We start from the raw sequence: 25,024 nt of genomic DNA on the forward strand, positions 1-25,024 counted from the left end.
ACGACGCGGCCCTAGCGCGTGACCTTCACCCAGGCCATCAACAGGGCCGACGACAGCACCCCGGCCGTCATGAAGATGTAGGCCGCGCCGGGGTTGCCGGTCAGGCCGATCAGGTAGCCAACGATCCATGAGCCGATAAAGGCCCCCAGGGCGCCGCACGCATTGATCAGGCCGATGGCCCCGCCGAACACGTTGGCCGGCAGGATCTCCGGGATCAGCGCGAAGAACGGACCGTACGGGGCATACAGCGCGGCACCGGCAAGGGTCAGCAAGGCAAACGACCACCAGAAATGACTGGAACCCAGCAGGTAGGAGCAGAAGAAAGCCAGTGCCCCCAGGGCCAGCAGCGGCCAGACGAAATGCTTGCGCTGCTGGGATTTATCCGAGGCCCAGGACACCGCCAGCATGGTGCCGACCGCCGCGACATAGGGCACCGCACTCAACCAGCCAACCGTGACGATGTCCGCCGCAGCCGCCTGCTTGATGATGGTCGGCAGCCACATGATGAAGCCATAGACCCCGATGCTCCACAGCGCATGGACGCAGCACAGCTGAATCACGATCGGGCTGGTGAACGCCTGGCGGTAGTTGCGCACCACTGGCATGCCTTTCTGTTCTTCGGCCAGGGTCGCGGCCAACTGGTCTTTTTCCTGACGGCTGAGCCAGTCGACCTGCTCGGGCTTGTCCCGCGCCAGGCGCCACCAGACAAACGCCCACAGCACGGCAGGCGCGCCTTCGATGACGAACATTTCGCGCCAGCCCCAGGCGTGGATCAGGTAGCCCGAGACCACCGACATCCACAGCACCGTCACCGGATTGCCCAGCACCAGGAAGGTATTGGCCCGCGAACGCTCCTTGCGGGTGAACCAGTTGCTGATGAAAATCAGCATCGCCGGCATCACCGCCGCTTCGACGATGCCCAGCGAAACCCGGATGATCATCAGCATCGGTATATTGGTCACCAGCCCCGTGGCCATGGCGCAGAAGCCCCACAGGATCAGGCTCCAGAACACCAGTTTGCGTACGCTGTATTTCTGCGCGTAGATCGCCCCCGGCACTTGGAAGAAAAAGTAGCCGAGAAAGAACAAGGCACCGATCAACGACGAGGTGCTCTTGGTGATACCCAGGTCCTGCTCGATCCCGGCTGCACTGGCAAAGCCATAATTGGCGCGGTCCAGGTAGGCCAGGCTATAGGTGATGAATATCAGCGGAATCAGGTACCACCAGCGTTTGCTGGCAAAGCCCTGGACCTTGGTCTGCTGAACGCTGTTATCGGTCAGCGGCAGTAACGACTCTTTGAGTGCACTCATGGGTGTCCCCTGTTGTTGTTTTTATAACGACGGGTGTTCGGTTCAGACCACGCTGGTCAAGCCACCATCGACGAACAGCGTCTGGCCATTGATGAAGTCGGAAGCCGGCGAAGCGAGGAAGACCGCCGCGCCACACAACTCCTCGACCCGCCCCCAGCGCCCGGCCGGCGTGCGTTTGCACAGCCACTGGGAGAACTCCTGGTTGTCCACCAGCGCGCGGTTCATCTCGGTAGCGAAGTAACCAGGGGCCAGGCCATTGGCCTGGATGCCGTGGCGCGCCCACTCGGCGCACATGCCCTTGGTGAGCATTTTCACCGCGCCCTTGGCGGCGGCGTAGGGCGCAATGGTCGGCCGCGCCAGCTCGCTCTGCACCGAGCAGATGTTGATGATCTTGCCGCGACCGCGGGCAATCATGTGCCGGGCGACGGCCTGGGAGACATGGAACACCCCGTCCAGGTTGACCCGCATCAGCTCGTGCCAGTCGTTGGGGTCGAAATCCTCCAGCGGTGCACGGCGCTGGATCCCGGCGTTGTTGACCAGGATATCGATGGCCCCGCTGTTCGCTTCGAGGTGGTTGATCGCCTCCAGGAGCTGGACCCGATCGGTGACGTCGAACACGGCAAATTCGGCCTCGATCCCTTCCTCTCGCAGTTGGCTGGCAACCAAGCGTGCCTTGTCAGCATTGCGATCATTGATCACCACCCTGGCGCCCGCAGCACCCAGACCCCGGGCCAGTTCCAGGCCAATGCCCTTGCCTGAACCGGTGATCAGCGCCCTGCGCCCGTCCAGTCGAAAGCTGTCGCTGGTGAATCCCATACTGTTCTCCGTCAATGGCCCTTTGTTGTCGAACGGCCTTGGCAGCAGTTCACCGCAGCCCACCCACAGCGTCCAATGGTGATTGCTGATCTGGTGATCAAATTCTATGATCAACCTCTTTGGCGCCCGCCTTCCCGGAGTCCCTGCATGGAAATCAAGCTACTGCGCTCATTCGTGACCCTGGCCCAGGAGCTGCATTTCGGCCGCGCCGCGCAACGGCTGTCCATCGTGCAGCCAGCCTTGAGCATGCAGATCAAGTTGCTCGAGGATGAGCTCGGGGTGCGCCTGTTCGAGCGCAATCGCCACTCGGTGGCGCTGACCGAGGTCGGCGCGATATTCCTCCCGGAAGCGCTGGCGACCCTGCATCAGGCGGCTCACGCCGTGGATGTGGCGAAGGCGTCGGGGCGCGGGGAAATCGGCCGGGTGCGCCTGGGTTTCGTCTCCTCGGTACTGCCGCAGCTGTTGCCCACCCTGGTGCGCTCGCTGCATGAGCAATTCCCGCGGATCGAACTGGAACTCAAGGACATGTCTGGACCTGAGCAAGCCACGGCCCTGAAAAGCGGCCAGCTGGACTTTGGCCTGATGCGCTTGCCGGCGGTGATTCCCGGGATCCAGACCCTCGAAGTGCTGCGCGAGACCGTGATGCTGGCCTTCCCCAGCGACCATCCCCTGGCCACACGCGCCAGCCTGGCGCCGGCATCTCTTGCCGGGGTGCCGGTGTACATCCTCGCCAGACGCTACGCCCCCGGCTTTTACGATGGCCTGATGCAAGCGCTGGCCAGCCACGGCATCCAGCTGCAGATCAGTGCCGAACTGGGCGAGTTCACCACCATGCTGGCCCTGGTTTCCGCCGGACTCGGCGTCGGCCTGTTGCCCGCCAATGCCGGACGCGCACTGCCGGCGAATGTGCTGTCCCGTCCTCTGGAATTGGGCGACTACCGCGCCACCACTGGACTGGCCTGGGTCGACTTGAACAGCGCGGTAAAAAGTAACGTATTCGACCTGATAAACAAAGTGTTCAAAAACGTTACTTGAAAACATCCAATTTTAAATTTTGACGCCAATTAAAAGTCCAACTAACGAAAATCATCCGCAACTACAATCCGCATAATCGAACACCCTGAAAAATAATTAAAAACACAAAACCCAACAAATACGCATACTTCGACAACTTGGATCCATATATAACCAACCATTCGTCGCCAGTCGCTTCCGCGCCACAAATGACCACCAACAAAACAACTACATTCGTCATAAGAGCAATCCATAACGGACCTGCGGCGCGCTGCTGGAGTTCTTATGAAAACAATAAATATGCTTGTTGTTGCCTGCGCAGTTATCGCGGCAACTGCTGCGCCCAACTCCACTGCGGCCGTAAGTACCGAGCCAGTTTTTGCAGTGGGCTTGCTCGGGAGTTACAGCGAACTGGAGTTCAAAGGGCAAAGCAACGACATCGAGCGCATGCCCGAAGGCGGAGTGTTCCTCAACTACGGCAACAAGCTGACCGGCCATGCCGGCCTGGTGTTTCAGGCCGAAATCAGTGGCCAGTACTCGGAAAAACAGGGGCAGCGAGTCAAAGACCTGCAGGCCGACCTGGATCTGGGCTGGCGCCTGGCGCTGGATGCCAACAACTTTCTCGACCTGCTGGTTGGCGCTGGCTACAAATGGAATCGATTTGATCCGGGCTATAACAAATACGATATTGAACTGACCAATCGCAGCCCCTTCGCCAAAGTTGCGATTGGCTATAACCATCAGTTCGATACTGCTGTCCTGCGCCTTGAAGCCGGCGCGCGAAGATCCCTTCAGGGCGAAGCGCAACTGGATATCCAGGGCGTTTCCAATCAGACCCTGGACTTGCAGGACAGTACCGACCCCTATGTTGAATTAAGCCTGCTGTTCAACCAGCAAGGCAGCTTGCCGATTATCGCCAGCCTGTACTACAACCGTTTCAACTATGACCCTGAGGGTCAGTTTGACTTCACTCATTACGACAAGCAGATCAGGAATGAATACGGGGCAAAACTGGGCATCGTGTTTTAACTGCCGCTCACGACGTTCGCCTTACTTGACCAGGCGCGTCTCCTTGGACGGCCGATAGCCGAAGTATGCGCTATAGCACTTGCTGAAATGGCTCGGCGAGACAAACCCGCACGCTACCAGGACGTCCACCTGGGACAGTTCGGTGTGCTGCAGCAAGCGACGGGCTTCGGTTATGCGCAGTTCCAGGTAATAACGTTGCGGCGTGGTGCCCAATTGTTCCTTGAACAAGCGCTCGAGCTGGCGCCGCGAACGCCCGGCATAGACCGCCAGTTGCTCGAGTTCCAGCGGCTCTTCGAGGTTGGCATCCATGAGCTTCACCACTTCGCGCAAGGGCGCGCTGAGGCAGACGTTTTCCGTTGGCTTGATGCGTCGGTAGCGCGACTCCTCGAACGCCAGGATGTCCTCGACGCCCTCGACCAGGGCTTTGTCGTGCAGGCCCTTGATCCAGTCCAGCGCCATGTGGAAGGCCCCCGAAGGGCTGGACGCGGTGAGCCGGTCACGATCGATCACGTAGGGCTCACTGCTGACGTGGGTGGCCCGGGCGATTTCCGTGAGCGCGGGACGGTGTTCGGGGTGAATCGCGCAACGATAGCCGTCCAGCAAGCCCGCCCTGCCCAGGAACCAGGCACCATTCCACAGTCCGGCGAGGTGGGTGCCCCGTTCGGCTGCGGTCTTGAGCAAGCCGATGAACTCATCGCTGACCTTGAGTTCGGTGCGGTAACCGCCACAAATCACCAGCAGGTCGAGGTCGTTGAGCGCACCCGCATCAAGACGCGCATCCGGGCGAATGACCAGCCCCAAGTCACTGATCACCTCAGACTCACCCAGGCCGAACGTGCGGGTGGTGAACAACCCAGGGCGCAGCAGGTTGGCGGTGATCAGGGTATCCAGCGCCTGGGTGAATGCCGGCAAGGAGAAATGCTCGAGCAGCACAAACCCGGTACGAACCGTTGCCGGCATGGCGTTGGGGGTTTCCTTCAGGTACCGAAGATTCTTGCCCTTCATGCCACCGCTGAATTGCCGTCGCTCCATCACGTTCGATCCACTCGAATAGCTGCACCAGGCAGGTGTCTGCTGCGTTGCGAAAAAGCCAATGGTAACTGTAGATGCGGGCAAAGCCCTAGTGCTGTCACGGGGCGGTCTCGGCACTTGGTCGACCCGGACCTGGCCGGCGATGCAATCGACTACGCTCAAGGTACGGGGTGCCGGCTCCTCTTGCCTGGCCGCCAAACGTCGGAGATAAGCATGTTCAAGTCATTGAGCCCGATTGTCCTGCTCGCTGCCGCGATCTGTCTCAGCGGCGCGTCCTGCCACGACCAGAGCAGTACCGACCCCGCCACCCCACAGAACCCGGCCACCCTGGACGGGGGCAACAATCGATCCGGCTCGGCGATTGTGCCCCGCCAACAGATCCAGCCGCGCATGCACCGCATGTAGCCATTAACGGCAGCCAAGTGTTCAGCGCTGATCTTGCCCCGCGAGCGCCAGGTAGCTGTCGACGGCGTCGTCGATGGTTGCAAAGAACGCCGCTTCACCAAGCCGGTCGAACAGTCCGAAGCGCTTGAGCTTGTCCTTGACCGGGTCCTTCATCTCAGCCACGCACAATCTGATTCCTGCCGCATGCAGGGTGTCGTACAGTTCGGCCAGCATGTCGGCGGACGTCACGTCGACACTGGTCACTGGCTCCGCCGCAACCACCAGCCAGCGCACCGGCGTTGGCGAGGCTGTTACGGCTTGCAGCACGCGGTCGTTGAACAGCTCGCCATTGGCAAAAAACAACGGCGCATCCCAGCGAAACAGCACCAGCCCCGGGATCAGGCTCGCGTTGGGGTAACGCTGCAGGTCGTGGTAACCCTTGACCCCGGCAGCTTGCCCGAGCACCGCGGAATAAGGGCGCCAGGCATCCCACAGGAACTCGATGATGGCGATCACGATGGCCAGGCCGATGCCCTCGATCGCACCCAATACGGCGACACCGATGGTGCAGACGATCGACAACCAGAACTCCCAGCGCTGGATACGATAAATCCGGCGCAGGTCACTGACCTCGATCAGGCCGATGGCGGAGGCAATTACCACGGCGGCCAGGGCACTGCTGGGCAGGTCCTGCAACAGGTTCGGCGCGACCATCAACAACCCGGCCACCGCCAGCGCACCGACCACCCCGGTGAGTTGGGTCTTGGCCCCGGCAGCTTCGGCTACCGGGGTGCGCGAAGAGCTGCTGCTAATGGGAAACCCCTGGAAAAACCCGGCGGCCAGATTGGCAAAACCCAACCCCGCCATTTCCTGGTTCGGGTCGACATAAGTGCGGGTCCGCGCCGCATAGACCCGTGACAACACGCTGGTGTCGGCGAACGACACCAGGGCCACGGCACAACCGCCGATCAGCACCGGGACAATATCGGCACGGGTGATCCACGGCAGCGCAAATGCCGGCAACCCTTGCGGCAGCGAGCCCAGCACCGCCACCCCGGCCCGCGCGCCAAGGTCCAGCACCCCCACGGCGATTGTCGCGCCGGCTACGGCGATGAGGATGCCTGGCACACGTTTGCTGCCCTTGAGCAGCAGGATCACTGCCAGGGTGGCAGCGCCCACGGCAAAGGTGGTCCAGTTGCTCCTGCCGTCCAGCACCCCGGTGGCGATCGACCACAGGTTACGCAGCGGGCCATCGGAGTCGATCGAGAACCCGAACAGCTTGGGCAACTGGCTGATCAGTACGGTCACGGCGATCCCGTTCATGTAGCCATAACGAATCGGTTTGGACAGCAGTTCGGTGATGAATCCCAGGCGCGCGATACCCGCCAGGATGCACACGGTTCCGGAGACGAGCGCCATCATTCCTGCCAGGGCGATGGCCCGTTGCGGATCGCCACCGGACAGGGGCAGGACCACGGCGAGGATCACCGCGGCCAGGGAAGAGTCCGGCCCCAGCACCAGGATCCGGCTGGGGCCGAACAAGGCATAGGCCAGCAGCGGAACGATGGTCGCGTAGAGCCCATAGATACCGGGGACGCCCGACGCCACCGCATAGGCAATGCCCACGGGAACCAGCATGGTGGTCAGCACCAGCCCGGCGACAATGTCGTGACGCAACCAGGCGAGCTGGTACTGCCGCAGCGTTTGCAGGCCGGGGAGCCAGCGGGCCCAGCCCGGCTGGCTGTCGCTGGACTGGCGATGGGCGATGCGTCCCGGTTCCGGGGCGGGAGACAAGGGATCCGTCTGGCTCATGGGGTGGTGGCCTTCTACTGTAGAGCGAATGGAAAAATCAACGTGCAACAGGACTGGCTATCACCCAGATGCCCAGGTACGCAGCGCGGCGCTCAGCCGCCGAGGGCGATGATCGCGGCAATCAGCGCAGCACCGGTGGTGGCTGTGGTCAGGGCGCCTTGCCAGGGTTTGCCACCGGCATACTTGGCCAGTACCCAACCGGCAATGAACAGCACCAGCAGCCCGATCAAGTTGGACAGACGTACCGCCAGCGCCGTCTGGTCGAGCAGCAGGAACGGCACCACGAGCGGAAATGTCGACAACACCACCAGCAGGAAAACCCCGGCAGCCCCCTTGAAGTCATCCCAGCCCAGGCGCGGCTGCACCGCCGTCGTCGCGTGCTGGAGCAAGCGTTGGCGCAACGCCTCCAGCTCCTCAGTACCGGCCGCGGCCACCAGGCGCCCAGGCAATGCCTGCGCGATCAACGCTCGCCCGGCAGCCGGGTCCGCCCCGCCACGCAGGCTGTCGAGCAAGGAGCGCTTGCGGCTGTGTTCGATCAGGCTACGCAGCAGATACATCACCGCATCGGCCAGGCCCCAGGCCAGGTTGCATCCCAACGCGGCGATCATCATCGTGCGCTCTTCCTCCTGGCCGCCGGTAGCGACGCTGATAGTGCCGGTGAAGGTCATTGCCATGAGCAGGCCGAAGATAACTTCGGTGACTCGTTCGACGGGGTCCAGGACCCGGGCGCACTTTGCGTGGTCGGTGTTGGCCATGCACTGATCCTCATCACTGTTAATTCGATCTGCTGCGCGTTGTGCAAAATACCTAGGCCAGAACATGGATAACGCCAGCCTCTGGGGCCCGATCCAGATTCAGTGTAGTGTGAAAAATTGTTCGCGCTGCCTGTCAAAGGCCTGGAGGTCGAGATGCCCACTGCCGAATCCGCCCTGCTGCAAAGCTGGCACCATAACGCCTCATCCTGGATCGAGGCCGTGCGCAGCGGCAGCATTGAAAGCCGTCGGCAGGTCACCGACCAGGCGATCCTGCTGGCGGTGCTGGGGCGCCAGCCCGAACGCGTGCTCGACCTCGGTTGCGGCGAGGGCTGGCTGTTGCGTGAGCTGAGCAAACGCGGGATCGAGGCGGTCGGCGTGGATGGCGCGCCAACCCTGGTGGAGGCCGCGCGGGCAGCAGGCTCGGCGCCCGTACACCTGGCCAGCTACGAGGCGCTGGTCGAGTCCCGGGTCGACATCGGGAACCAGTACCCGCTGATCTGCGCCAACTTCGCCCTGCTGCACCAGGACATCATCCCCCTGCTCGCCGCCCTGCACGCCCTGCTCGCTCCGGGCGGCGCCCTGCTGATCCAGACCCTGCACCCCTGGACAGCGGCGGCGGGCGAATATCAGGACGGCTGGCGCGAAGAAACCTTCGCCGGGTTCAAGGGCGACTGGCAACCGATGCCGTGGTACATGCGCACCTTGTCCAGTTGGCTCAACGCCCTGGACATGGCTGGTTTGCGCCTGAGCGCCCTGCAGGAACCGCAGCACCCACAGAGCCCGGTGCCGCAGTCGCTGCTGTTGATTGCCCAGCGCCAGGACTAAAAGACCCGCAGGTACTCAATAGCTTTTCCAATCTCGCTGCTACGCTGATTTCACCTGCCGGGGGCAATGTGGATCGAGGAGTGGTTGATGGCCGACTCAAGCAAAAAAATGAGCCTCACCGGGCTCACCACGCTGGTGACGGTGAATATGATGGGGTCGGGCATCATCCTGCTGCCGACGAGCATGGCCCAACTGGGGGCCGTCTCGTTGCTGTCCTGGATCGTCACAGCCATCGGTTCCATGGCCATCGCCTATTGTTTTTCCCAGTGCGGCATCTATTGCATGCGTTCTGGCGGGTTGTCCGCCTACACCGAGGAGGCCCACGCCAAATCGGGCTTCTTTCTCTGTTCGTACCTGTACTTTCTCTCGCTGGGCATCGCCAATGTGGCCGTCGCCATCTCTGCGGTGGGCTACATGACCGCGTTCTTGCCCTGGCTGGGCAGTGGCGCCATTCCTCTGTTCGTCGGTACAGTCGGCCTGCTCTGGTTGACCACCGTGGCCAACTTCGGTGGCCCGCGAATCACCGGCAAGATCGGGGCGCTGACCGTCTGGGGGGTGATTGTCCCGGTGGCCGGCTTGAGTATCATCGGCTGGTTCTGGTTCAAGCCCGAGGTGCTGATTGCCGCCTGGAACCCCAATGAGCTGCCGATCTCCGAAGCCATCAGCAAGGCCATTCCCCTGACCCTGTGGGCGTTTCTTGGCATGGAGTCGGCGGCCCAGGCCAGCGATGCGGTGGAGAACCCCAAGCGCAACGTACCTCTGGCCTGCCTGTTCGGCACCCTCGGTGCGGCCGTGGTCTATGTGCTGTCGACGACGGTGATCCAAGGCATGATCCCCAACGCTGAACTGGCCAACTCGACCGCGCCCTTCGCGCTCGTCTATGCCCATATGTTCAACCCCATGGTGGGTAACATCGTCATGGCGCTGGCCGTGATGGCGTGTGTCGGTTCACTGCTGGGCTGGCAGTTCACCCTGGCGCAAACCGCAAAGATGACCGCTGACCAAGGGATGTTCCCGAAATTCTTCAGCAAGGTCAGTGCGCAGGATGCCCCCATCATCGGCATGCTGGTGTGCGGCGTATTGCAGACCTTGATGGCGCTGTCGACCATTTCGCCCAATGCCAGCGCCCAGTTCGCCAAACTGGTGAGCCTGGCGGCGGTGACCAACCTGATTCCCTACGTGACAGCTGCCACCGGGCTGATGGTGATGATGTACAAAGCCCGGGTCAGCACGGCGATCTACACCCGCAACACCCTGCTGTTGCTGATCGCCGTGGCTTACTCGTTGTACGCCCTGTATGCCTGCGGCAAGGATGCGGTGTTCGGCGGCCTGATTGTCCTGGCATTCGGTTACTTGCTCTACGGTTTCCTCTCCAAGCGGTTTGTCGACATCCAGGCACCCGCCCCGAGCGGGACCGGGACCGGTAATCCCTAGCACTGATTTGCCGATCGCACAGACAGCCGACTGCGGGGCCAGACGATGAATCAACAACGCACCAGAACTACCCACCTGCTCTTTACCTGCCTGCTGGCAATGGCGCCGATGATCGCCAGCGCCAGTACCCTGGAGCGCGTGCGGGCGAGCCATACCTTGACCCTCGGTTACCTGGCGAATTTCGCCCCCTTTAGCGTCCAGACTGGCGACAACGCCAACGGCTATGCCATCGACCTGTGCCTGAAAGTCGCCGACAAGCTCAAGAACGAGCTGGGATTACCAACGTTGCAGGTGCGCTACCAACCGGTGGCCAACGACGACGAGATGCTGGCCGTCAGCTCAGGCAAGGTCGATATCCTCTGTACGCCGACGCCACCGACCCTGGCGCGGCGCCAGCGGGTGAGCTACTCGATCCCGATCTACACCGCGGGCCTGTCGGTCGTGGTGCGCCAGGATGCATCCGAATCGCTGCTCAATGTGCTGGAGGGCAAGGTCGCTCGGACCGGACCGACCTGGCGCGCGACCGTCAATCATGGGCTGTCCAACCAGACCTACGCCACTACCGCCGGCGGCATCACCGAAGCCTGGATCCGCCAGCAAATGCAATTGCTGGGCGTGGTGTCCAGCCTGGTCACCGTGCCGGACACCGCGGCGGGCCTCAAGCTGGTCGCCGAAGGCCAGGCCGATGCCTTCTTCGCCGAACGCATGCTGCTGAGCAACCTGCTCGCTAATCAACCCGCCGCCAACCTGGTCCTGCTGGATCGAGTGTTCGAGTACTCGCCGACGGCCATGGCGCTGGCGCGCGAGGATGAAGATTTGCGCCTGCTGGTGGACACCGTCTTCAGTGAGATGTATCGCTCGGGCGAGATCGAACAGGCCTACGCCAAGCACCTGGGCGGTGTCGGCGAGACGGCGAAAAAGCTGTTCAAGGTCTATGCGATTCCTTGAGCGCGACCGGGCCGGGAGCCCGCACTGCGCGATCGGCGATCGTTGCACTGGACAGACTGCGCCCCAACTGCCGCGCCAGTTGCAGATGCGCTCGCGGGTCTTGGGTTTCCGACTCCAGCAGTAACTCAGACGTCATGACCTGGGCCCCGCAGTAATCGAAGATCCCGTGATCTATCTGGGTCTTCATCGCCAGCCCATAGCCGTGCCGTTCGTAGGTGCCGCGGTCCGCGCCACCGACCCCAATCAGGTGCACCTGCAGGTGCTGGAGTTTTTTCAGCAGTGGCGCATCGGCGGTGAAATCGAACGCCCAGCCATTGCTGAACACTCGATCGATCCAGCCCTTGAGCAGCGCCGGCATCGACCACCAGAACACCGGATACACCAGCACCAAGCCATCGGCGCGGTCGATCCGCGCCTGCTCGGCCGCCACCTCGGCAGGCGCCGGGGCTTGGCGGTGATGCACGGCAAAATCGGCAGCGCCAAACCTGGGGTCGAAACCTTCCGCCCACAGGTCAGCGACTTCCAATGTGTTGCCAGTATCGGCCAGGCCCTGGGCGATCTGCGCCGCGATACTCTGGCTCAGCGAGCGGGGATCATGATGAGCGACCACGATGAGTGCATGCATGGCAAAACTCCTGCTGACGGGTGAGGACGAGAGCTATATACTTTTAGTAAGTTAACGCCACTAAGTTACGTTTGGTATATAAGCATGTCAAGTCGCCAACCGCCTCAGTCAGATCCCACCGCCCCAGCGCGCCGCCGCCTGTCTCGCGAAGACCGTCTGCGTCAGTTATTGGATGTCGCCTGGCAACTGGTCCGGGAGGAAGGCACCGAGGCCTTGACCCTGGGACGCCTGGCCGAAGCAGCCGGAGTCACCAAACCCGTGGTCTATGACCATTTCATCACCCGGCCGGGGCTGCTGGCGGCGCTCTATCAGGATTTCGACGGACGCCAAACGGCACTGATGGATGCGGCGCTCGAGGCTAGCGAACCGACCCTGGCCAGTCGGGCGAGTGTAATCGCCAGCTCCTATGTCGAGTGCGTCTTGCTACAGGGCAACGAGATACCAGGGGTGATCGCAGCGCTGGCGAGCTCGCCGGAGCTGGAAAAAATCAAGGCTGAGTACCAGGCGATCTTCATCGAGAAATGCCGCAGCGCCCTCGTCCCTTTCGCCAAGGGTGGGCAGATTGCAGCCGCCGGCCTGCGAGCGATGCTCGGTGCCGCCGAGGCGCTCTCCCACGCCGCCACGACGGCTGAAATCACGTCTACCGAGGCGCAAGACGAACTGTTTGCAACCATCGTCGCGATGGTCGAACGCAGTGGCAGCTCGGCAGGCCTTGAGTAAACGTTGCAACAGGCCGAGCGTTAGCTCGCCTGCGGCAATTTATTGTGCCCTCCCTAGGCGAGGACTGTGTCCTCGAACGCAGCCTTCGGCAGCTGCTACGGGGTGTTCCCAGCCAGACCGCCTCACACGCCGTTGCCACTGGACGGCTTCAGGCCTGTGGCGAGGACCTCCAGCAAGGCACTGATGCGGGGAAGTGCCTGGCGGCTTTTTTGCCAGACCAGGTTGATCGCCTGGCCGTCGGTTGCCAACCGAGGGAGCACTTCGACCAGGGTCCCCGCTTCCAGGTGCTGCTGGATCAACCACGTCGGTAGTTGCGCAATTCCACCCCCCGCCAGTACCGCGACCAACAATCCTTCGCCATCCCCCACCACCAGCGTGGCAGGCACCTGCCGGCGCTCGGTTTCCCCGGCGCGGGTGCCGGCAAAGCTCCACGGGCTGACGTTGCCATCGACCCAGCCGTAGGCGATGCACTGGTGATGCTGCAGATCGTCCTCGGACACGGGCGTGCCATGCTGGCTCAAGTACGCGGGTGACGCGCAGAAGACATGCCACTCACGGCCCAGGTAGCGATGCCCCAGGGTATCGGGCCAGATGTCCGCGCCCCCAATGCGCACCACAATGTCGACACCTTCGGCAATCGGGTCGCTGTAACGGTCGGAAAATGAAATATGCGGCAGCAGCCGCGGATGCTCCTGGGCAAACTGCAGTATCAGTGGCAGTGCCTGGGCCCGGCCGAAGGCACCGGGAAGGTCCAGCCGAACCCGCCCCTGAAGCTCAGTGGTTTCGCTATGCAGCGCCAGCTCTGCCTCTTCCAGATTGGCCAGCACCCCGCTACAGGTGCGATAGAACGTCATCCCCGCATCAGTCAATGCCAGGCGTCGCGTCGTGCGCTGGAACAACCGCGCCCCCAGCCGCGCCTCAAGGCGGGCGATGCTTTTGCTGATGGCCGAGGCCGTCAGGTGCATCCGCTCGGCGGCAACCCGGAAACTGCCAGCGTCCGCGACACAGACAAACACATCGATGCCCTTCAAGCGTTCTGAAGAAAACATACACGTCCCACATTAATGAATCAGATTCCGGTAGCAGTGGAAAAACCATCACCAATCCGAACAGCATTCCCCAGTAAGCTGGATTCCAGCGTATCTATCAATGCCCCGCGCCTGACAACGCTGCTGAATCCACCCCGTTGAACGATGAGGAACGGATGCTTGCCACCCTGAAAAATTATCCACGCACAGTACAACTACTGCTCAGTGCCTCCCTGGTCTTGACCCTGGCGCGGGCAGTCACCCTGCCCTATCTAGTGATCTACTTGAGCGCCAACTTCGGCTTGAGTGTGGCGAATGTCGGACTGGTGATTGGCAGCAGCCTGATCGTCGGGTCGCTGTTGAGCCTCTACGGCGGCTTCCTGGTGGACAGAGTGTGCAGCCACCGACTGATCCTGGTTTGCAGCGCGGTGTTTGCCCTGGGTTTTCTCGGCACGTTCCTGGCGCGCAACCTGTGGCTGTTCTACCTCTGCCTGGTGGTGATCAACCTGGCATTTGCGGTAATCGATATCGCGGTCAAATCCGGGTTCGGCCGCCTGCTCGCACCAGGCGAGCGCAGCCGGGTGTTTTCGATCAAGTACACCCTGAGCAATATCGGTTACGCCGTCGGCCCATTGCTGGGCGCCGGGATGGCCCGGCTGGATATCAGCTTGCCTTTCCTGTTGTCCGCGGGGCTCGGCGCAGGCTTCTTCGGAGTCTATTGGCGGTGGGGCGACAGAGCGCTGCAGGTGCTTGATACGACCCGTGCGCCCGGCGCATTTCTGGCGACGGGCAAACTGCTGCTCAAGGACCGGCGACTGGTCTGCTTCACCCTGGGCGGGCTGCTCAGTGCCGTGGTCTTTGGTCAGTTCACGGCCTACCTCTCGCAGTACCTGGTGGTCACGACCACGCCCGAGTTCGCTTATCAGGTCATCAGCGCCCTGGTCACGACCAATGCCGTCATGGTGATCAGCCTGCAATACCTGATCGGCCGGAGGATCTCCCAGCGCCAGCTGAACCTCTGGCTGGCGGCGGGCTTGAGCATGTTCCTGCTGGGGTTGGGCGGGTTTGCCCTCTCGACCAGCGTCATGCTCTGGGTGCTGTCCATGGCCATTTTCACCCTCGGCGAAATCATCGTGTTCCCCGCCGAATACATGTTCATCGACCACATTGCCCCAGCCCCTCTTCGGGGCCTGTACTACGGCGCACAAAACCTCAGCAACCTCGGCGCGGCACTGGGGCCGGTGCTGTGCGGTATGGTCCTGGCGAGCCAGCCTGCGCACTTTATCTTCTACATGCTTGGGGGGTTTGTGGTTGCCGGTGGGGTGTTTTACTTTCTCGGGGCTTCTGGCCTGGTGACAGGTAGAAAAACCTGACCAGCAATCCGCTATCGAAGCAGTGTCTTCACCTTGACTTTCAGCCAAAGCTTAAAGTTATAAAATGTGCGTTTTAGATTATTTCTTAACAGGCGCACACCGCGCTCTTTCCACTGTTCCTTGGTAGGGAGCATCAAGTGATGGGGCTTTTTGACTGGAGCCGAGACTTTTTCAATGACAATGAACTGGTCATCGCCGCGCCCGGAAAGATCATAACCTGAGCTAGCGAGAAAATTTTCGAGTGGGGTGAAATCCCAGAGATGCCAGACGAATTCAGTATTGTGAGCAACTATTTTAAAACCTGCATGCTCTACGATTTGCTGCATCTCGCTGAGGGTAAATTCGCGGAAATGCCAGTCATACATCAGCGGGGCATTTTTCACCAGCGCTTGTTGGAGCGCCCACAAACTGCTGGCGTTGGGAGTAGAAATCAGCGCCCTGCCACCCACTCTCAGTACTCGATGCACTTCACCAAGGAAAAAAAATACGCCATCCAAGGTGGTTGCCTGCTCGTAATTTATATCTGAAATATGTTCGATGACTTCTGTGCAGATCACATGATCAATAGAATTATCGGCATAGGGGATTGGATCTTTGCGCAGGTCATGGGAAGTGCCTCGTACAGTGGCTTCTGGAAAAAAAGACCAGATCACACGAGAGCTAAGGTATTCAAGACTACCGATTTCAAGGCAATACCCTTGATGTAATCCATAGGTCTTCATGTACTCGACAGTTACCGCAAAACGACGACTATCGAAATGTAACCCTCCGTCCCCAACCCCCAGACTCAGGCCTTGCGCGGCGACACGTTGCGCGACCTCATCGAGGGTATTTTCAATGACAAATGGAGAGTCAAAATCAGTTCCGACCGAGCGTACTTTCGTTGCGAGCGTGGGTTTCATAGACGTGAGTGGCTCCTAGCGCATAGCGCGGATCTGCATGCAAATGGGCTCCCGTCTAACCGTGGATCCAGAAGCCTTCCCGTCGCAACCTGTCTGTACGTGCTTTTTAACCAGAAAAAAGCATAGACCTGATTCGGCGATCCCTCAACGTGATCCCCATGCATCGCTGAAATCGCCTGTCTGCAGGCTTGATACCCTCGGCACTGATGACGCGCACGGACGACCGTTCGCCCACAGGGCCGGGCATCGGTTAGACTCGGCGGCTATGCACCGAGCCAATGAAAACATCAAGCGTGGACTTGTTAGATGAGCACAAAAATCAACGAGACGCGAAACAGAGGCTTCGTTTCAGAGTTCGAAGGCCTTCGAGGGATCCTAGCGCTGTGGGTTGTGGTTGGGCATATGATGTCCGGGCTTTCAGAAAGCCACGCTCTACCCAGTGCCAGTCTCTGGAACACAGTACCGGTACAAGTGTTCATCATATTAAGCGGGTTTGTCATATTCAGCCTGCTAGACAGGGAACAACCCAGCTATCGAACATTTCTCATACACAGAGCTTTTCGACTGTTTCCCGCGTACTTGCTAGCACTGGCAATATCCGTGTTTATGCTGCCCTTTGCTCGCGAAGTGTTGTTAACCTCCCCCGTTGCGCCAATGACCGCCGCCAGAATCGCACTGATTGATAGTGCAACAAGTAACTTGAGTGAACATTTAGCGGCCCACCTATTACTTATCCAGGGGCTGATTCCCGACAGTCTCCTGGCTAACTCGGCGTACACCTTGGTGGGGCAAGCATGGAGCGTGTCGGTAGAGTGGCAATTTTACGTGTTGGCTCCCGCCGTCTATTTGCTCATGGGAGCACCCAAAAGATTGCTCAAACTGCCAGCGCTTTGTGCACTGATCATGTTGATGATTTCACTCAACAGCAGCATGGGTGGCGGATACATCGGACAATATCTATCGCTTTTTGCCGTGGGGATTGCGACAGCCTACCTGAGCAAATACAGCGAAAAATCAAAGATCCTATCAGTGCTTCCACCGCTGCTGGCACTGCCCTTCATGCAGGAATATACAGCTGCGCTGTTAATCTGGGCTGCCTCATCTTACTGCGCGCTGCCTCCTGAAAAGAACAGCATGCAAGGAGTCTTATCAGCCGTTCTCAACAGCACAGCAGCCTCCTACCTTGGAAAAATCTCCTATTCGATCTACGTAAATCACATGATTTTTGTATTTTTAACCCTCGCCATAATCAATACGCTCAGCATGAGTTCAACCAGCACAGTGGTTTTAGCCATCGCCGCATCGACCGTGTTAACGGTTGTCTTTTCACACGTCACGTATTCATACATTGAACGGCCGATGATGCGAGTCGGAAAATACTTAACGAGAACAAAATCGAACTTAGCCACAGCCTAGCGACACTCAGCCGTGCAGCGCCCGCTCATAGGCTGCCAGCACCGCTTCATGCATGGCTTCAGACATCGTCGGGTGCGGCAGGATGCTGTCGATCAGTTCGGCCTCGGTCGTCTCCAGGCCCCGCGCAATGGTGTAGCCCTGGATCATCTCGGTGACCTCCTCGCCGACCATGTGCGCGCCCAGCAACTCGCCGCTGTGCGCGTCGAACACCACCTTGACGAAACCCTCGGTGGCGCCCATGGCGATCGCCTTGCCGTTGGCGCCGAAGGGAAATTTGCCGACCTTGAGCGTCTTACCGGCACTGCGCGCCTGGGCTTCGGTGTAGCCAACGCTGGCGACTTGCGGGTGGCTGTAGGTGCAGGCCGGCACGCTGCGCGGATCCAATGGATGGGGGTTGAGGCCGGCGATCTTTTCGACACAGATAACGGCTTCGTGGCTGGCCTTGTGCGCCAGCCATGGAGCCCCCGCCAGATCACCAATGGCGTAGACCCCGGGCTCGCCCGTGCGGCAGAACTCATCCACCAGCACATGGGTGTGCTGCACCTTGACTGCGGTGCCCTCTAACCCGAGGTCCTCGACATTACCGACAATGCCCGCGGCCACCAGCACCACATCGGCCTGTAGCCTCTCGTTGCTGTTGCCTTCCAGGCGCAACTGCACCACACCCTCCTCCACCTGGCTGCCTTGCAGCGCACAGCCGGTGTACAGGCGGATTCCGTCGCGCGTGAGGGACTGTGCCACATAGGCGCTGATGTCCTGGTCCTCGATCGGCAGGATTCGATCAGCCATTTCCACCACGCTGACCTGAGCGCCAAGTGCGTGATAGAAGCTGGCGAACTCGATGCCGATCGCACCGCCACCAACGATCACCAATCGCTTGGGTACGCTGTCCGGCACCAGTGCCTGGCGGTAGGTCCAGAAATGCTTGCCGTCCGGCTCCATGCCCGGCAGCACCCGGGCGCGGGCACCGGTTGCCAGGATAATGTGCGGCGCAGTCAGGTTCAGATCGCCCTGTTCCCCGCTCACTTTCAGCCGCTGCGGACCCTCCAGCCGTGCATGCCCATTGAACACCTGGACGCGGTGTTTTTTCATCAACCCGCTGACGCCGCGATGTAACTGGGCAGCCACATCGCGCGAGCGCTTGACGATGGCCTGCAGGTCCGGCCTGGCCGGCCCGACCTCGAGACCAAAACTGCTCGCGCGACCGATCAGGCGCAGCACGTCGGCGCTGCGCAACAGGGCCTTGGTCGGAATGCAGCCCCAGTTCAGGCAAACCCCACCCAGTTGCGCCTTTTCTACCAACGCCGTGCGCAGGCCGAGCTGGCTGGCGCGGATGGCCGCCACGTAGCCGCCTGGGCCGCCACCCACGACGATCAGATCAAATTTCATTTCGCTCATGGCAACTCCCTCAGATCAGCATACCCAGCGGGTTTTCCAGCAGGCCCTTGAACACGGCGAGCCACTGCGCCGCCAACGCGCCATCGACGGCGCGATGGTCTACCGAAAGGGTGCAGCGCAGGACCGCACCGACCTTCAGCTCACCGTTTTCAACCACCGGCTTTTGCTGCGTCGCACCCACCGCCAGAATTGCCGCCTGGGGTGGATTGATGATGGCGCTGAACTGCTCGACGCCGAACATCCCCAGGTTACTGATGGTGAAACTGCCGCCCTGGTATTCTTCGGGGCGCAGGCGTCCGTCGCGGGCGCGCCCAGCCAACTGCGCGACATCCGCGCTGATCTGCGAAAGGGCCTTGCTGTCGGCATTACGCACCACCGGCGTGATCAGGCCGCTGTCGGTGGATACCGCCACGCAGACATCCGCATGGTGGTAGCGGCGCAGCGCCGAATCGGTCCAGGTCACGTTCATCGCCGGGACTTGCTTGAGCGCGACAGCCACCGCCTTGACGATGAAGTCGTTGATCGAAATCTTCCTCGGGGCGCTCTGGTTGATTTGCTCACGCAAGGCCAGCAAGGACTCCATCCGGCATTCCAGCTCAAGATAGAAGTGCGGGACCGTGGCCTTGCTCTCCACCAGACGGCGGGCAATAGTCTTGCGCATGCTGCTGTGGGGGATTTCATCGAAATCGCTGGTCGATACCGGCGTTGGCGCAGGTATCGGCGCTGCAGCGACAACGGTCGCCGCTTCAACGTCGCGCTTGACGATACGCCCGTTCGGTCCGCTGCCCTCGAGGCGCGTCAGGTCAAGGCCCTTGGCCGCTGCGAGGCGGCGAGCCAGAGGGCTGGCGAAGACTCGCCCGGGGGTGGGCGCATCAATCAGCGGCGACACCTCAGCGCGGGCCTGGCGCACAGGCGCCTCCTCCACCACCGGCTCATTGGCCGCCGCCAGCGCACCGGCCTTGGCCAACAGCGCAGCGATATCGACATCGGTTTCGCCGCGGGCAAACAGCACCCCGATCGGCGCACCTACTGCCACTTCGCGCCCCGGTTCGACCAGGATCTTGCCCAGCACCGCATCTTCTTCGGCCGCCAGTTCGACCAGGGCCTTTTCGGTTTCGATCTCGGCGATGCAATCACCGGCGTTAATCGCGTCGCCTTCCTTGAGGGTCCAGTTCTGGATCGCGGCGTGAGTCGTGTTGGCCGACACCTCGGGCATATGTAAGAGCTTGGCCATCAGACACTCCGCAGGCTTGACAGGTCGGGACGGTAGGCGGCGATGTCTGCGTATTCCACCAGCTCCAGCACGTTGCCTTCCGGGTCGCGGCAGAACAGCGCCTTGACGTCAGGACGCAACTGGATCGGCGCGTCGCCGGCAAAAAAACTCGCGCCGGCACTTTTCAGGCCGGCCACCAGGCTGGCGATGTCTTCGACAATGAACGTCAGGTAACTGGCATTCTGGCGGTCGAGGATCAAGCCGGGCTCCTGCCGGGTCGGTGCGCGCTCCGGCGCCAGCAGCTTGATCCGTTCGCCGTAGGGAGTCTGTAGCCGCACCACGCTGTAGCCGCCTTCGCTCAGGCCGACCTGTTGCGCGGCGGCCGCCGGCACTTGCACCTGGGCGACAAATGTAAAACCCAGCACGTCCTGGTAGAAACGACTGAGGGCCGGGAGATCGACGCAGCAAATCCCCACTTCCATTGGAACCAGCATCTGCATACTCATTGGTGTGCCCCTTTTTCACGGATGACCTGTTGCAGGCCTTCAATCACTTCCTCGGTGCGGGCACAAGCGGCGCGCTCCAGGACTTTGGAAATACTCGGCGAGCCTTCGCCGCCGGTCACGCGCTGGATCGGCTGGTCGAGCCAGTCGAAACAACGGCGCTGCAGTTCGTCTGCCAGCCAACCACCATAGGAAGTGCCCCGGGCGCCCTGCTCGACGATCAGCACATTGTTGGTCTTGCGAATACTGGCCTCGACGGTGGCCCAGTCGAAGCTGGCACGATCGAGGAAACGCAGGTCAATCACTTCGGCATCGATACCGGTCTGCTCCACCGCTTCCAGGGAGTGCCCGACCATGCTCAGGTAGGTGAGGATGGTCAGGTCGCGGCCTTCACGGCGCACGGCAGCGGTGCCGAATGGAATCTGATAGTCCAGATCATCCACCGGCACTTCGCCGCTATGGCTGTACAGGTCGACGTGCTCGATCACCAGCACTGGGTCCTTGCAGGCCAACGCAGCATTCATCAGGCCGATGTAGTCGAACGGCGTGGAAGCCGCAACGATACGCCAGCCCGGATTGGTCACGTAGATCCCGGCCGGGTCCATGGAGTGCTGCGAGCCGTAGCCGGTGCCCATGGCGATCTTGGTGCGCAGCACCAGCGGCACGTCACTCTGTCCACCGAACATGTGCCGGGCCTTGCCGATCTGATTGAACACCTGGTCGGCGGCAACCCACATGAAGTCGGGGTACATGAACTCCACTACCGGTTTGAATCGGCCGTCCAGGGCCATGCCGCCACCGAGCCCGCAGAAGGCGTTCTCGCTGATCGGGGTGCCGAGGACGCGCTGCGCAAAACGCTCTTTCAGGCCACGGGTGGCGCCGTTGGTACCGCCCTTGAGACGGTGCACGTCCTCGCCCATGACGACGATGCTGTCATCGGTTTCCATGCGTCGGTTCATCACATCGGCGATCGCGTCGATGAACTTGCGTTGCTCAAGACTTCCGCGATAGCTCGACTGCTCACAGGTGCGGGCGTCGGCCAGCTCACTGAGGTCGCCGCGAATACCGACGTCGCGAAAGTCTGGAGAAGGCCATAATTCGGGACGAATCCGCCGCTTGCCCGGTTTCCCGGCAGGGTCGGCCTCCAGCAGTGCAGCCGCCGCCTGGGCCATTGCCAGCTTGATGGTTTCGCGCAGGTTGGCGAGGCCGGCATCGTCAATCAACTGGCGCTTTTTCATCTCCCGGGCCAGGCGCTCCAGCGGATCGCGGGCGCGCCAGCTCTGCTCTTCTTCCTTGCTGCGATAGCCGAAGGCGCTGCCGGGGAACGGACCATTTTGATGGAAGAACCGGTACACATCGGCCTCGATGACCGTCGGACCATTGCCAGCACGCATGTGCGCCAGCGCCTGCTGCATGGCCAGGTAAACCGCCAGCGGGTCCATGCCATCGACCTTCCAGCTGGGGATATTGAAGCCCAGCCCACGTGCTGACAGGCGCGGTTCGGCCGTCGCTTCGTCAACCGTGGTGGAGACTGCGTACAGGTTGTTCTCGATAAAGAAACACAGCGGCAGTTTCCAGGCCGCCGCCAGGTTCATGGTCTCCAGCACCGAGCCGATATTGACCGCGCCGTCACCGAAATAGGTGACCGCCACGGTGTCGGTCTTGGCATGTCGATGGGCCCAGGCGGCACCGGCGGCCAGCGGTACGCCGCCGCCGACAATGGCGTTGGTACCCAAGGCACCCGCCTCGGCCCACTGCAGGTGCATCGAACCGCCACGGCCTTTGCAGAAGCCCTGGGCCAGGCCAAGGATTTCCGCCAGGGTGCGTTGCAGCAGGTCCTGGATCGGTGCGCTGACCGGCGCTTGCGGATCGATCCCCTCGGGCATCAAGTACACCAGCGCCTTGGCCAGGAACTGATGATGACCACGGTGCGAACCGTTGACTTCATCCGCAGCGCCCAGCGCCACGATCGAACCTACCGCCCCCCCTTCCTGACCGATACTCGAGTGCGCCGGACCATGCACCAGGCCTTCACCGGCCAACTCCAGCACGGTTTCTTCAAAGGCACGGATCAGGTGCAACTGACTGAGCATGGTGCCCAGCAACGCAGGGTCGGCCTGCTTCCAGTCGGCGTCGGTGGAACTGAGCTCGACCCATGGCGAGGCCGGTGACAAGGCAACACTTTTCGGCATTTCAATTCTCCACAAATAACGTCAATCGACCGGCCACGATGGGCCGGCACAACGAGGCCGGACTAGAAGCCGTTGGCGGTCCAACCGCCGTCCGACACGTAGATTTGCCCAGTGATGAAGGTTGCACTGCCAGACGCCAGGAACAGCGCCAGCTCAGCCATCTCGCCCGGCTCGCCGAGGCGTTGCAAAGGCGTGCGCTGGCGCAGCGCCTCGACGTCCAGGCGCCCGGCACGCTGCAGCTCTTCGACCAGCGGAGTGCGGGTATAGCCAGGACCAATGGCGTTCACGCGGATGCCATGCCGGGCCCACTCCACCGCCAGGCACTTGGTCATGGACACCACGGCGGCCTTGGTCGCGCAGTACGCGGTGCGATCCGCGGAATGGGACACGCCCCACATCGACGAGGTGTTGATGATCACCCCGCCCTGTTGGTCGATCATGTGCCGGGCCGCCGCCTGGGCGCAGAAGAACACGCTGTTGAAATTGATTTCGATCGCCCGCCGCCATTCGGTGGACGTGATTTCCAGGGACGGTTTGTTGATCGATACGCCCGCGTTGTTGAGCAACACATCGATACGCCCGAAACACCCCTTGGCGTGAGCGAAGGCAGCCTCGACCGCGACTTCGTCGGTGACCGAGGCCTGGAAACATTCCACCCGTGTCGCCGGGAAACCTTGCTGCAACGCGCTCTTGGCGTCCGCCATGGCCTGGGCGTTGATGTCGATCAACAGCAGATGTGCGCCGTTGCGGGCAAAACCTTCGGCCAGTGCCAGGCCGATGCCACTACCGCCACCGGTCACTACCACGACTTTGCCGGCAATACCGGCGTAGGCGCTGTGCTGGAAAACGGCTGCAGCGGACTGTGGCTGTTCGGTAGTTATGGGAGAGTGAACTGGATGGGACATGAGGTTCTCACTTGTGTTTTTTGTCTGGTCATACATCTAGATTAACTTGTCAGACCAGTAGCCAGAAACTAACGTGCGGCCCTGGGTCTGTCAAAGGAATTTATTCAAAATTACCTCGCCGCAGCGATCAGAACAGCGCCAGGCTATAGCTGACAATCAGCCGGTTATCGTCCACTGACGGACCAAAATTGGAGCGCACCATGGCATTCCTCCAGCGCAACCCGAGGTTCTTCAAGGGCCCGCTCTGGATCACGTAGGACAGATCGAAATCGCGCTCCCACTCCTTGCCACCATTGCCCCCGGCCACCGCCACATTGTCGCCATTGACGTAGCGCACGAAAGCGCTCATGCCGGGCACACCCAGGGCCGCGAAGTTGTAGTCATAGCGCAGTTGCCAGGCTTTCTCCTCGGCGGCGGCAAAATTGCGCACCTGGATATCGCTGGGCAGCACGGTGGTAGTAGGACTCAACCAGATGGTGCCATCCTCGCCATACATGCGTTGCCAAGCGGCCATCAGCGTATGCCCACCGACGCCGGCACTCAGGGCCGTGTAGAACGAACGGTTGTCGATCTGCCCCGCCTTGGCCTGGCCTTCCTCCTCGGAATCCAGCAAGCCGATGTTGGCGCCCAGCGTCCAGGCACCGACCGGTTGTTTGTGGGTGAACTGGATGTACCGCTGGCGGTAAATGTCCTCCAGTTGCGCACCCCACAGGCCGACCATCGTCCGCTCCTGATTAAAACGGTATTCGCCGCCCAGGTAGTTGTAGCGATCGGAGGTGGCGAATGCGCGACCATCGATGAACAGGTCTTCACGGTCACTGGAGTTACGCTGGGTGAACGAACGCATCTGCCCGGCGTTGAGGGTCAGGCCGGTGATTTCCCTGGAAGTCAGCATGGCGCCCTGGAAGGTCTGCGGCAGCAGGCGCGCATCGTTGTACTGGAGGATCGGCAGAGTCGGCAGCAGTTCGCCGACTTTCAGTTCGGTCTTCGACACCTTCAGTTTTACCGCCGCTCCCAGGCTGGAGAAGTCATCGGCCGAACCATTGCCGTCGGCGGGCAGCAACAGGCTGCCACCGCGCCCGCCGCCACTGTCGAGCTTGACGCCGAGGCGACCGATCAGATCGGCACCGACACCGACCGTGCCCTGGGTGTAGCCGGACTTGGCGTTGAGCAAGAAGCCCTGGGCCCACTCCTCGCTCTTGGCCTTGGCAGCGCCGCTGTCACGGAAGTCGCGGTTGAAGTAGAAGTTGCGCATTTGCACGGTGGCCGTAGCGTCTTCGATGAAACCTTGCTCCTGGGCCAAGGCCAAGCCCGGCAAAGTACTGAGCAATAGCAACGGTCGAACAGTGAAGTGTCTGGATAGGCTCATTGTTATTGTTATTCCTGGTGG

23 protein-coding genes are annotated in these 25,024 nt (G+C 61.2%); 9 read left to right on the forward strand and 14 right to left on the reverse strand.

The genetic code is table 11. The features are described 5' to 3' along the window. Window positions 1-11 precede the first annotated feature (11 nt). Window positions 12-1,310, reverse strand: coding sequence for an MFS transporter (locus ACM6IP_RS09415; protein WP_414861338.1), 1,299 nt, complete (start codon window positions 1,308-1,310; stop codon window positions 12-14). A gap of 42 nt (window positions 1,311-1,352) precedes the next feature. Next, entirely contained in the window at window positions 1,353-2,126 is a 774-nt protein-coding gene (locus ACM6IP_RS09420) for an SDR family NAD(P)-dependent oxidoreductase (RefSeq protein ID WP_414861339.1), read from the reverse strand. 147 nt (window positions 2,127-2,273) lie between these two features. Between ACM6IP_RS09420 and ACM6IP_RS09425 the strand changes: the two genes are divergently transcribed. Both ACM6IP_RS09425 and ACM6IP_RS09430 read left to right on the forward strand, forming a co-directional pair. Then, window positions 2,274-3,161, forward strand: coding sequence for a LysR family transcriptional regulator (locus ACM6IP_RS09425; RefSeq protein ID WP_414861340.1), 888 nt, complete (start codon window positions 2,274-2,276; stop codon window positions 3,159-3,161). A 264-nt stretch (window positions 3,162-3,425) separates the two neighbouring features. Continuing rightward, window positions 3,426-4,169: an outer membrane beta-barrel protein gene (locus tag ACM6IP_RS09430; RefSeq protein ID WP_414861341.1), complete on the forward strand. Its 744-nt coding sequence runs from the start codon at window positions 3,426-3,428 to the stop codon at window positions 4,167-4,169. Between the two features lie 21 nt (window positions 4,170-4,190). Here the strand turns inward: ACM6IP_RS09430 and ACM6IP_RS09435 are convergent, their stop codons facing one another. After that, on the reverse strand, window positions 4,191-5,201 hold the full coding sequence (locus tag ACM6IP_RS09435; protein ID WP_095170146.1) for a GlxA family transcriptional regulator: 1,011 nt from the start codon (window positions 5,199-5,201) through the stop codon (window positions 4,191-4,193). A 213-nt stretch (window positions 5,202-5,414) separates the two neighbouring features. On the opposite strand from ACM6IP_RS09435, the gene ACM6IP_RS09440 reads away from it, so the two are divergent. After that, window positions 5,415-5,606, forward strand: coding sequence for a hypothetical protein (locus ACM6IP_RS09440; protein ID WP_095170145.1), 192 nt, complete (start codon window positions 5,415-5,417; stop codon window positions 5,604-5,606). Window positions 5,607-5,627: 21 nt separating this feature from the next. Here ACM6IP_RS09440 and ACM6IP_RS09445 read toward each other — a convergent pair whose 3' ends face one another. After that, on the reverse strand, window positions 5,628-7,397 hold the full coding sequence (locus tag ACM6IP_RS09445; RefSeq protein ID WP_414861342.1) for a SulP family inorganic anion transporter: 1,770 nt from the start codon (window positions 7,395-7,397) through the stop codon (window positions 5,628-5,630). Window positions 7,398-7,489: 92 nt separating this feature from the next. Beyond that, a complete protein-coding gene (locus ACM6IP_RS09450) occupies window positions 7,490-8,152 on the reverse strand; it encodes a hypothetical protein (RefSeq protein ID WP_095170143.1) in 663 nt (220 codons plus the stop codon). 153 nt (window positions 8,153-8,305) lie between these two features. Here ACM6IP_RS09450 and ACM6IP_RS09455 point away from each other — a divergent pair, with 153 nt between their 5' ends. The 3 genes from ACM6IP_RS09455 (at window position 8,306) to ACM6IP_RS09465 (ending at window position 11,359) form a co-directional block, all read left to right on the forward strand. Next, window positions 8,306-8,977, forward strand: a complete 672-nt coding sequence (locus tag ACM6IP_RS09455) for a class I SAM-dependent methyltransferase (protein WP_095170142.1) — start codon at window positions 8,306-8,308, stop codon at window positions 8,975-8,977. 87 nt (window positions 8,978-9,064) lie between these two features. Beyond that, the gene (gene potE, locus ACM6IP_RS09460; RefSeq protein WP_414861343.1) at window positions 9,065-10,411 is read left to right on the forward strand and encodes a putrescine-ornithine antiporter; all 1,347 of its coding nucleotides are present in this window, start codon (window positions 9,065-9,067) and stop codon (window positions 10,409-10,411) included. 45 nt (window positions 10,412-10,456) lie between these two features. After that, the gene (locus ACM6IP_RS09465; protein WP_414861344.1) at window positions 10,457-11,359 is read left to right on the forward strand and encodes an amino acid ABC transporter substrate-binding protein; all 903 of its coding nucleotides are present in this window, start codon (window positions 10,457-10,459) and stop codon (window positions 11,357-11,359) included. On the opposite strand, the gene ACM6IP_RS09470 is transcribed toward ACM6IP_RS09465, so the two are convergent. Beyond that, window positions 11,337-11,984, reverse strand: coding sequence for an NAD(P)H-dependent oxidoreductase (locus ACM6IP_RS09470; RefSeq protein ID WP_414861345.1), 648 nt, complete (start codon window positions 11,982-11,984; stop codon window positions 11,337-11,339). The two genes, ACM6IP_RS09465 and ACM6IP_RS09470, sit on opposite strands and share 23 nt — an antisense overlap. A gap of 84 nt (window positions 11,985-12,068) precedes the next feature. On the opposite strand from ACM6IP_RS09470, the gene ACM6IP_RS09475 reads away from it, so the two are divergent. Further along, window positions 12,069-12,704, forward strand: coding sequence for a TetR/AcrR family transcriptional regulator (locus tag ACM6IP_RS09475; protein ID WP_414861346.1), 636 nt, complete (start codon window positions 12,069-12,071; stop codon window positions 12,702-12,704). 122 nt (window positions 12,705-12,826) lie between these two features. On the opposite strand, the gene ACM6IP_RS09480 is transcribed toward ACM6IP_RS09475, so the two are convergent. Next, window positions 12,827-13,753, reverse strand: coding sequence for a LysR family transcriptional regulator (locus tag ACM6IP_RS09480; RefSeq protein WP_401125765.1), 927 nt, complete (start codon window positions 13,751-13,753; stop codon window positions 12,827-12,829). A 155-nt stretch (window positions 13,754-13,908) separates the two neighbouring features. Here ACM6IP_RS09480 and ACM6IP_RS09485 point away from each other — a divergent pair, with 155 nt between their 5' ends. Further along, complete coding sequence (locus ACM6IP_RS09485; RefSeq protein ID WP_414861347.1) at window positions 13,909-15,105, forward strand: MFS transporter; 1,197 nt, start codon at window positions 13,909-13,911, stop codon at window positions 15,103-15,105. An 11-nt stretch (window positions 15,106-15,116) separates the two neighbouring features. Here the strand turns inward: ACM6IP_RS09485 and ACM6IP_RS09490 are convergent, their stop codons facing one another. Continuing rightward, window positions 15,117-16,007, reverse strand: coding sequence for a methyltransferase domain-containing protein (locus ACM6IP_RS09490; RefSeq protein WP_414861348.1), 891 nt, complete (start codon window positions 16,005-16,007; stop codon window positions 15,117-15,119). A gap of 306 nt (window positions 16,008-16,313) precedes the next feature. On the opposite strand from ACM6IP_RS09490, the gene ACM6IP_RS09495 reads away from it, so the two are divergent. Further along, window positions 16,314-17,423 carry an acyltransferase family protein gene (locus ACM6IP_RS09495; protein ID WP_414861349.1) on the forward strand — a complete coding sequence of 370 codons (1,110 nt, stop codon included), beginning with the start codon at window positions 16,314-16,316 and terminating at the stop codon, window positions 17,421-17,423. A gap of 6 nt (window positions 17,424-17,429) precedes the next feature. Here the strand turns inward: ACM6IP_RS09495 and lpdA are convergent, their stop codons facing one another. From lpdA to ACM6IP_RS09525, 6 genes are all read right to left on the reverse strand, one after another. Continuing rightward, complete coding sequence (gene lpdA / locus ACM6IP_RS09500) at window positions 17,430-18,821, reverse strand: dihydrolipoyl dehydrogenase (protein ID WP_414861350.1); 1,392 nt, start codon at window positions 18,819-18,821, stop codon at window positions 17,430-17,432. Between the two features lie 10 nt (window positions 18,822-18,831). Next, window positions 18,832-20,055 carry a pyruvate dehydrogenase complex dihydrolipoamide acetyltransferase gene (locus tag ACM6IP_RS09505; RefSeq protein ID WP_414861351.1) on the reverse strand — a complete coding sequence of 408 codons (1,224 nt, stop codon included), beginning with the start codon at window positions 20,053-20,055 and terminating at the stop codon, window positions 18,832-18,834. Then, complete coding sequence (locus tag ACM6IP_RS09510) at window positions 20,055-20,540, reverse strand: VOC family protein (protein ID WP_095170131.1); 486 nt, start codon at window positions 20,538-20,540, stop codon at window positions 20,055-20,057. Before ACM6IP_RS09510 ends, ACM6IP_RS09505 begins: the two co-directional genes overlap by 1 nt. Beyond that, on the reverse strand, window positions 20,537-22,729 hold the full coding sequence (locus tag ACM6IP_RS09515) for a thiamine pyrophosphate-dependent enzyme (RefSeq protein ID WP_401125774.1): 2,193 nt from the start codon (window positions 22,727-22,729) through the stop codon (window positions 20,537-20,539). Before ACM6IP_RS09515 ends, ACM6IP_RS09510 begins: the two co-directional genes overlap by 4 nt. 62 nt (window positions 22,730-22,791) lie before the next feature. After that, entirely contained in the window at window positions 22,792-23,634 is an 843-nt protein-coding gene (locus ACM6IP_RS09520; RefSeq protein WP_414861352.1) for an SDR family NAD(P)-dependent oxidoreductase, read from the reverse strand. A 127-nt stretch (window positions 23,635-23,761) separates the two neighbouring features. After that, window positions 23,762-25,003: an OprD family porin gene (locus ACM6IP_RS09525; protein ID WP_401125778.1), complete on the reverse strand. Its 1,242-nt coding sequence runs from the start codon at window positions 25,001-25,003 to the stop codon at window positions 23,762-23,764. Window positions 25,004-25,024: the final 21 nt, after the last annotated feature.

Source organism: Pseudomonas sp. IT-P176 (assembly GCF_949767245.1).
Classification (GTDB): domain Bacteria; phylum Pseudomonadota; class Gammaproteobacteria; order Pseudomonadales; family Pseudomonadaceae; genus Aquipseudomonas.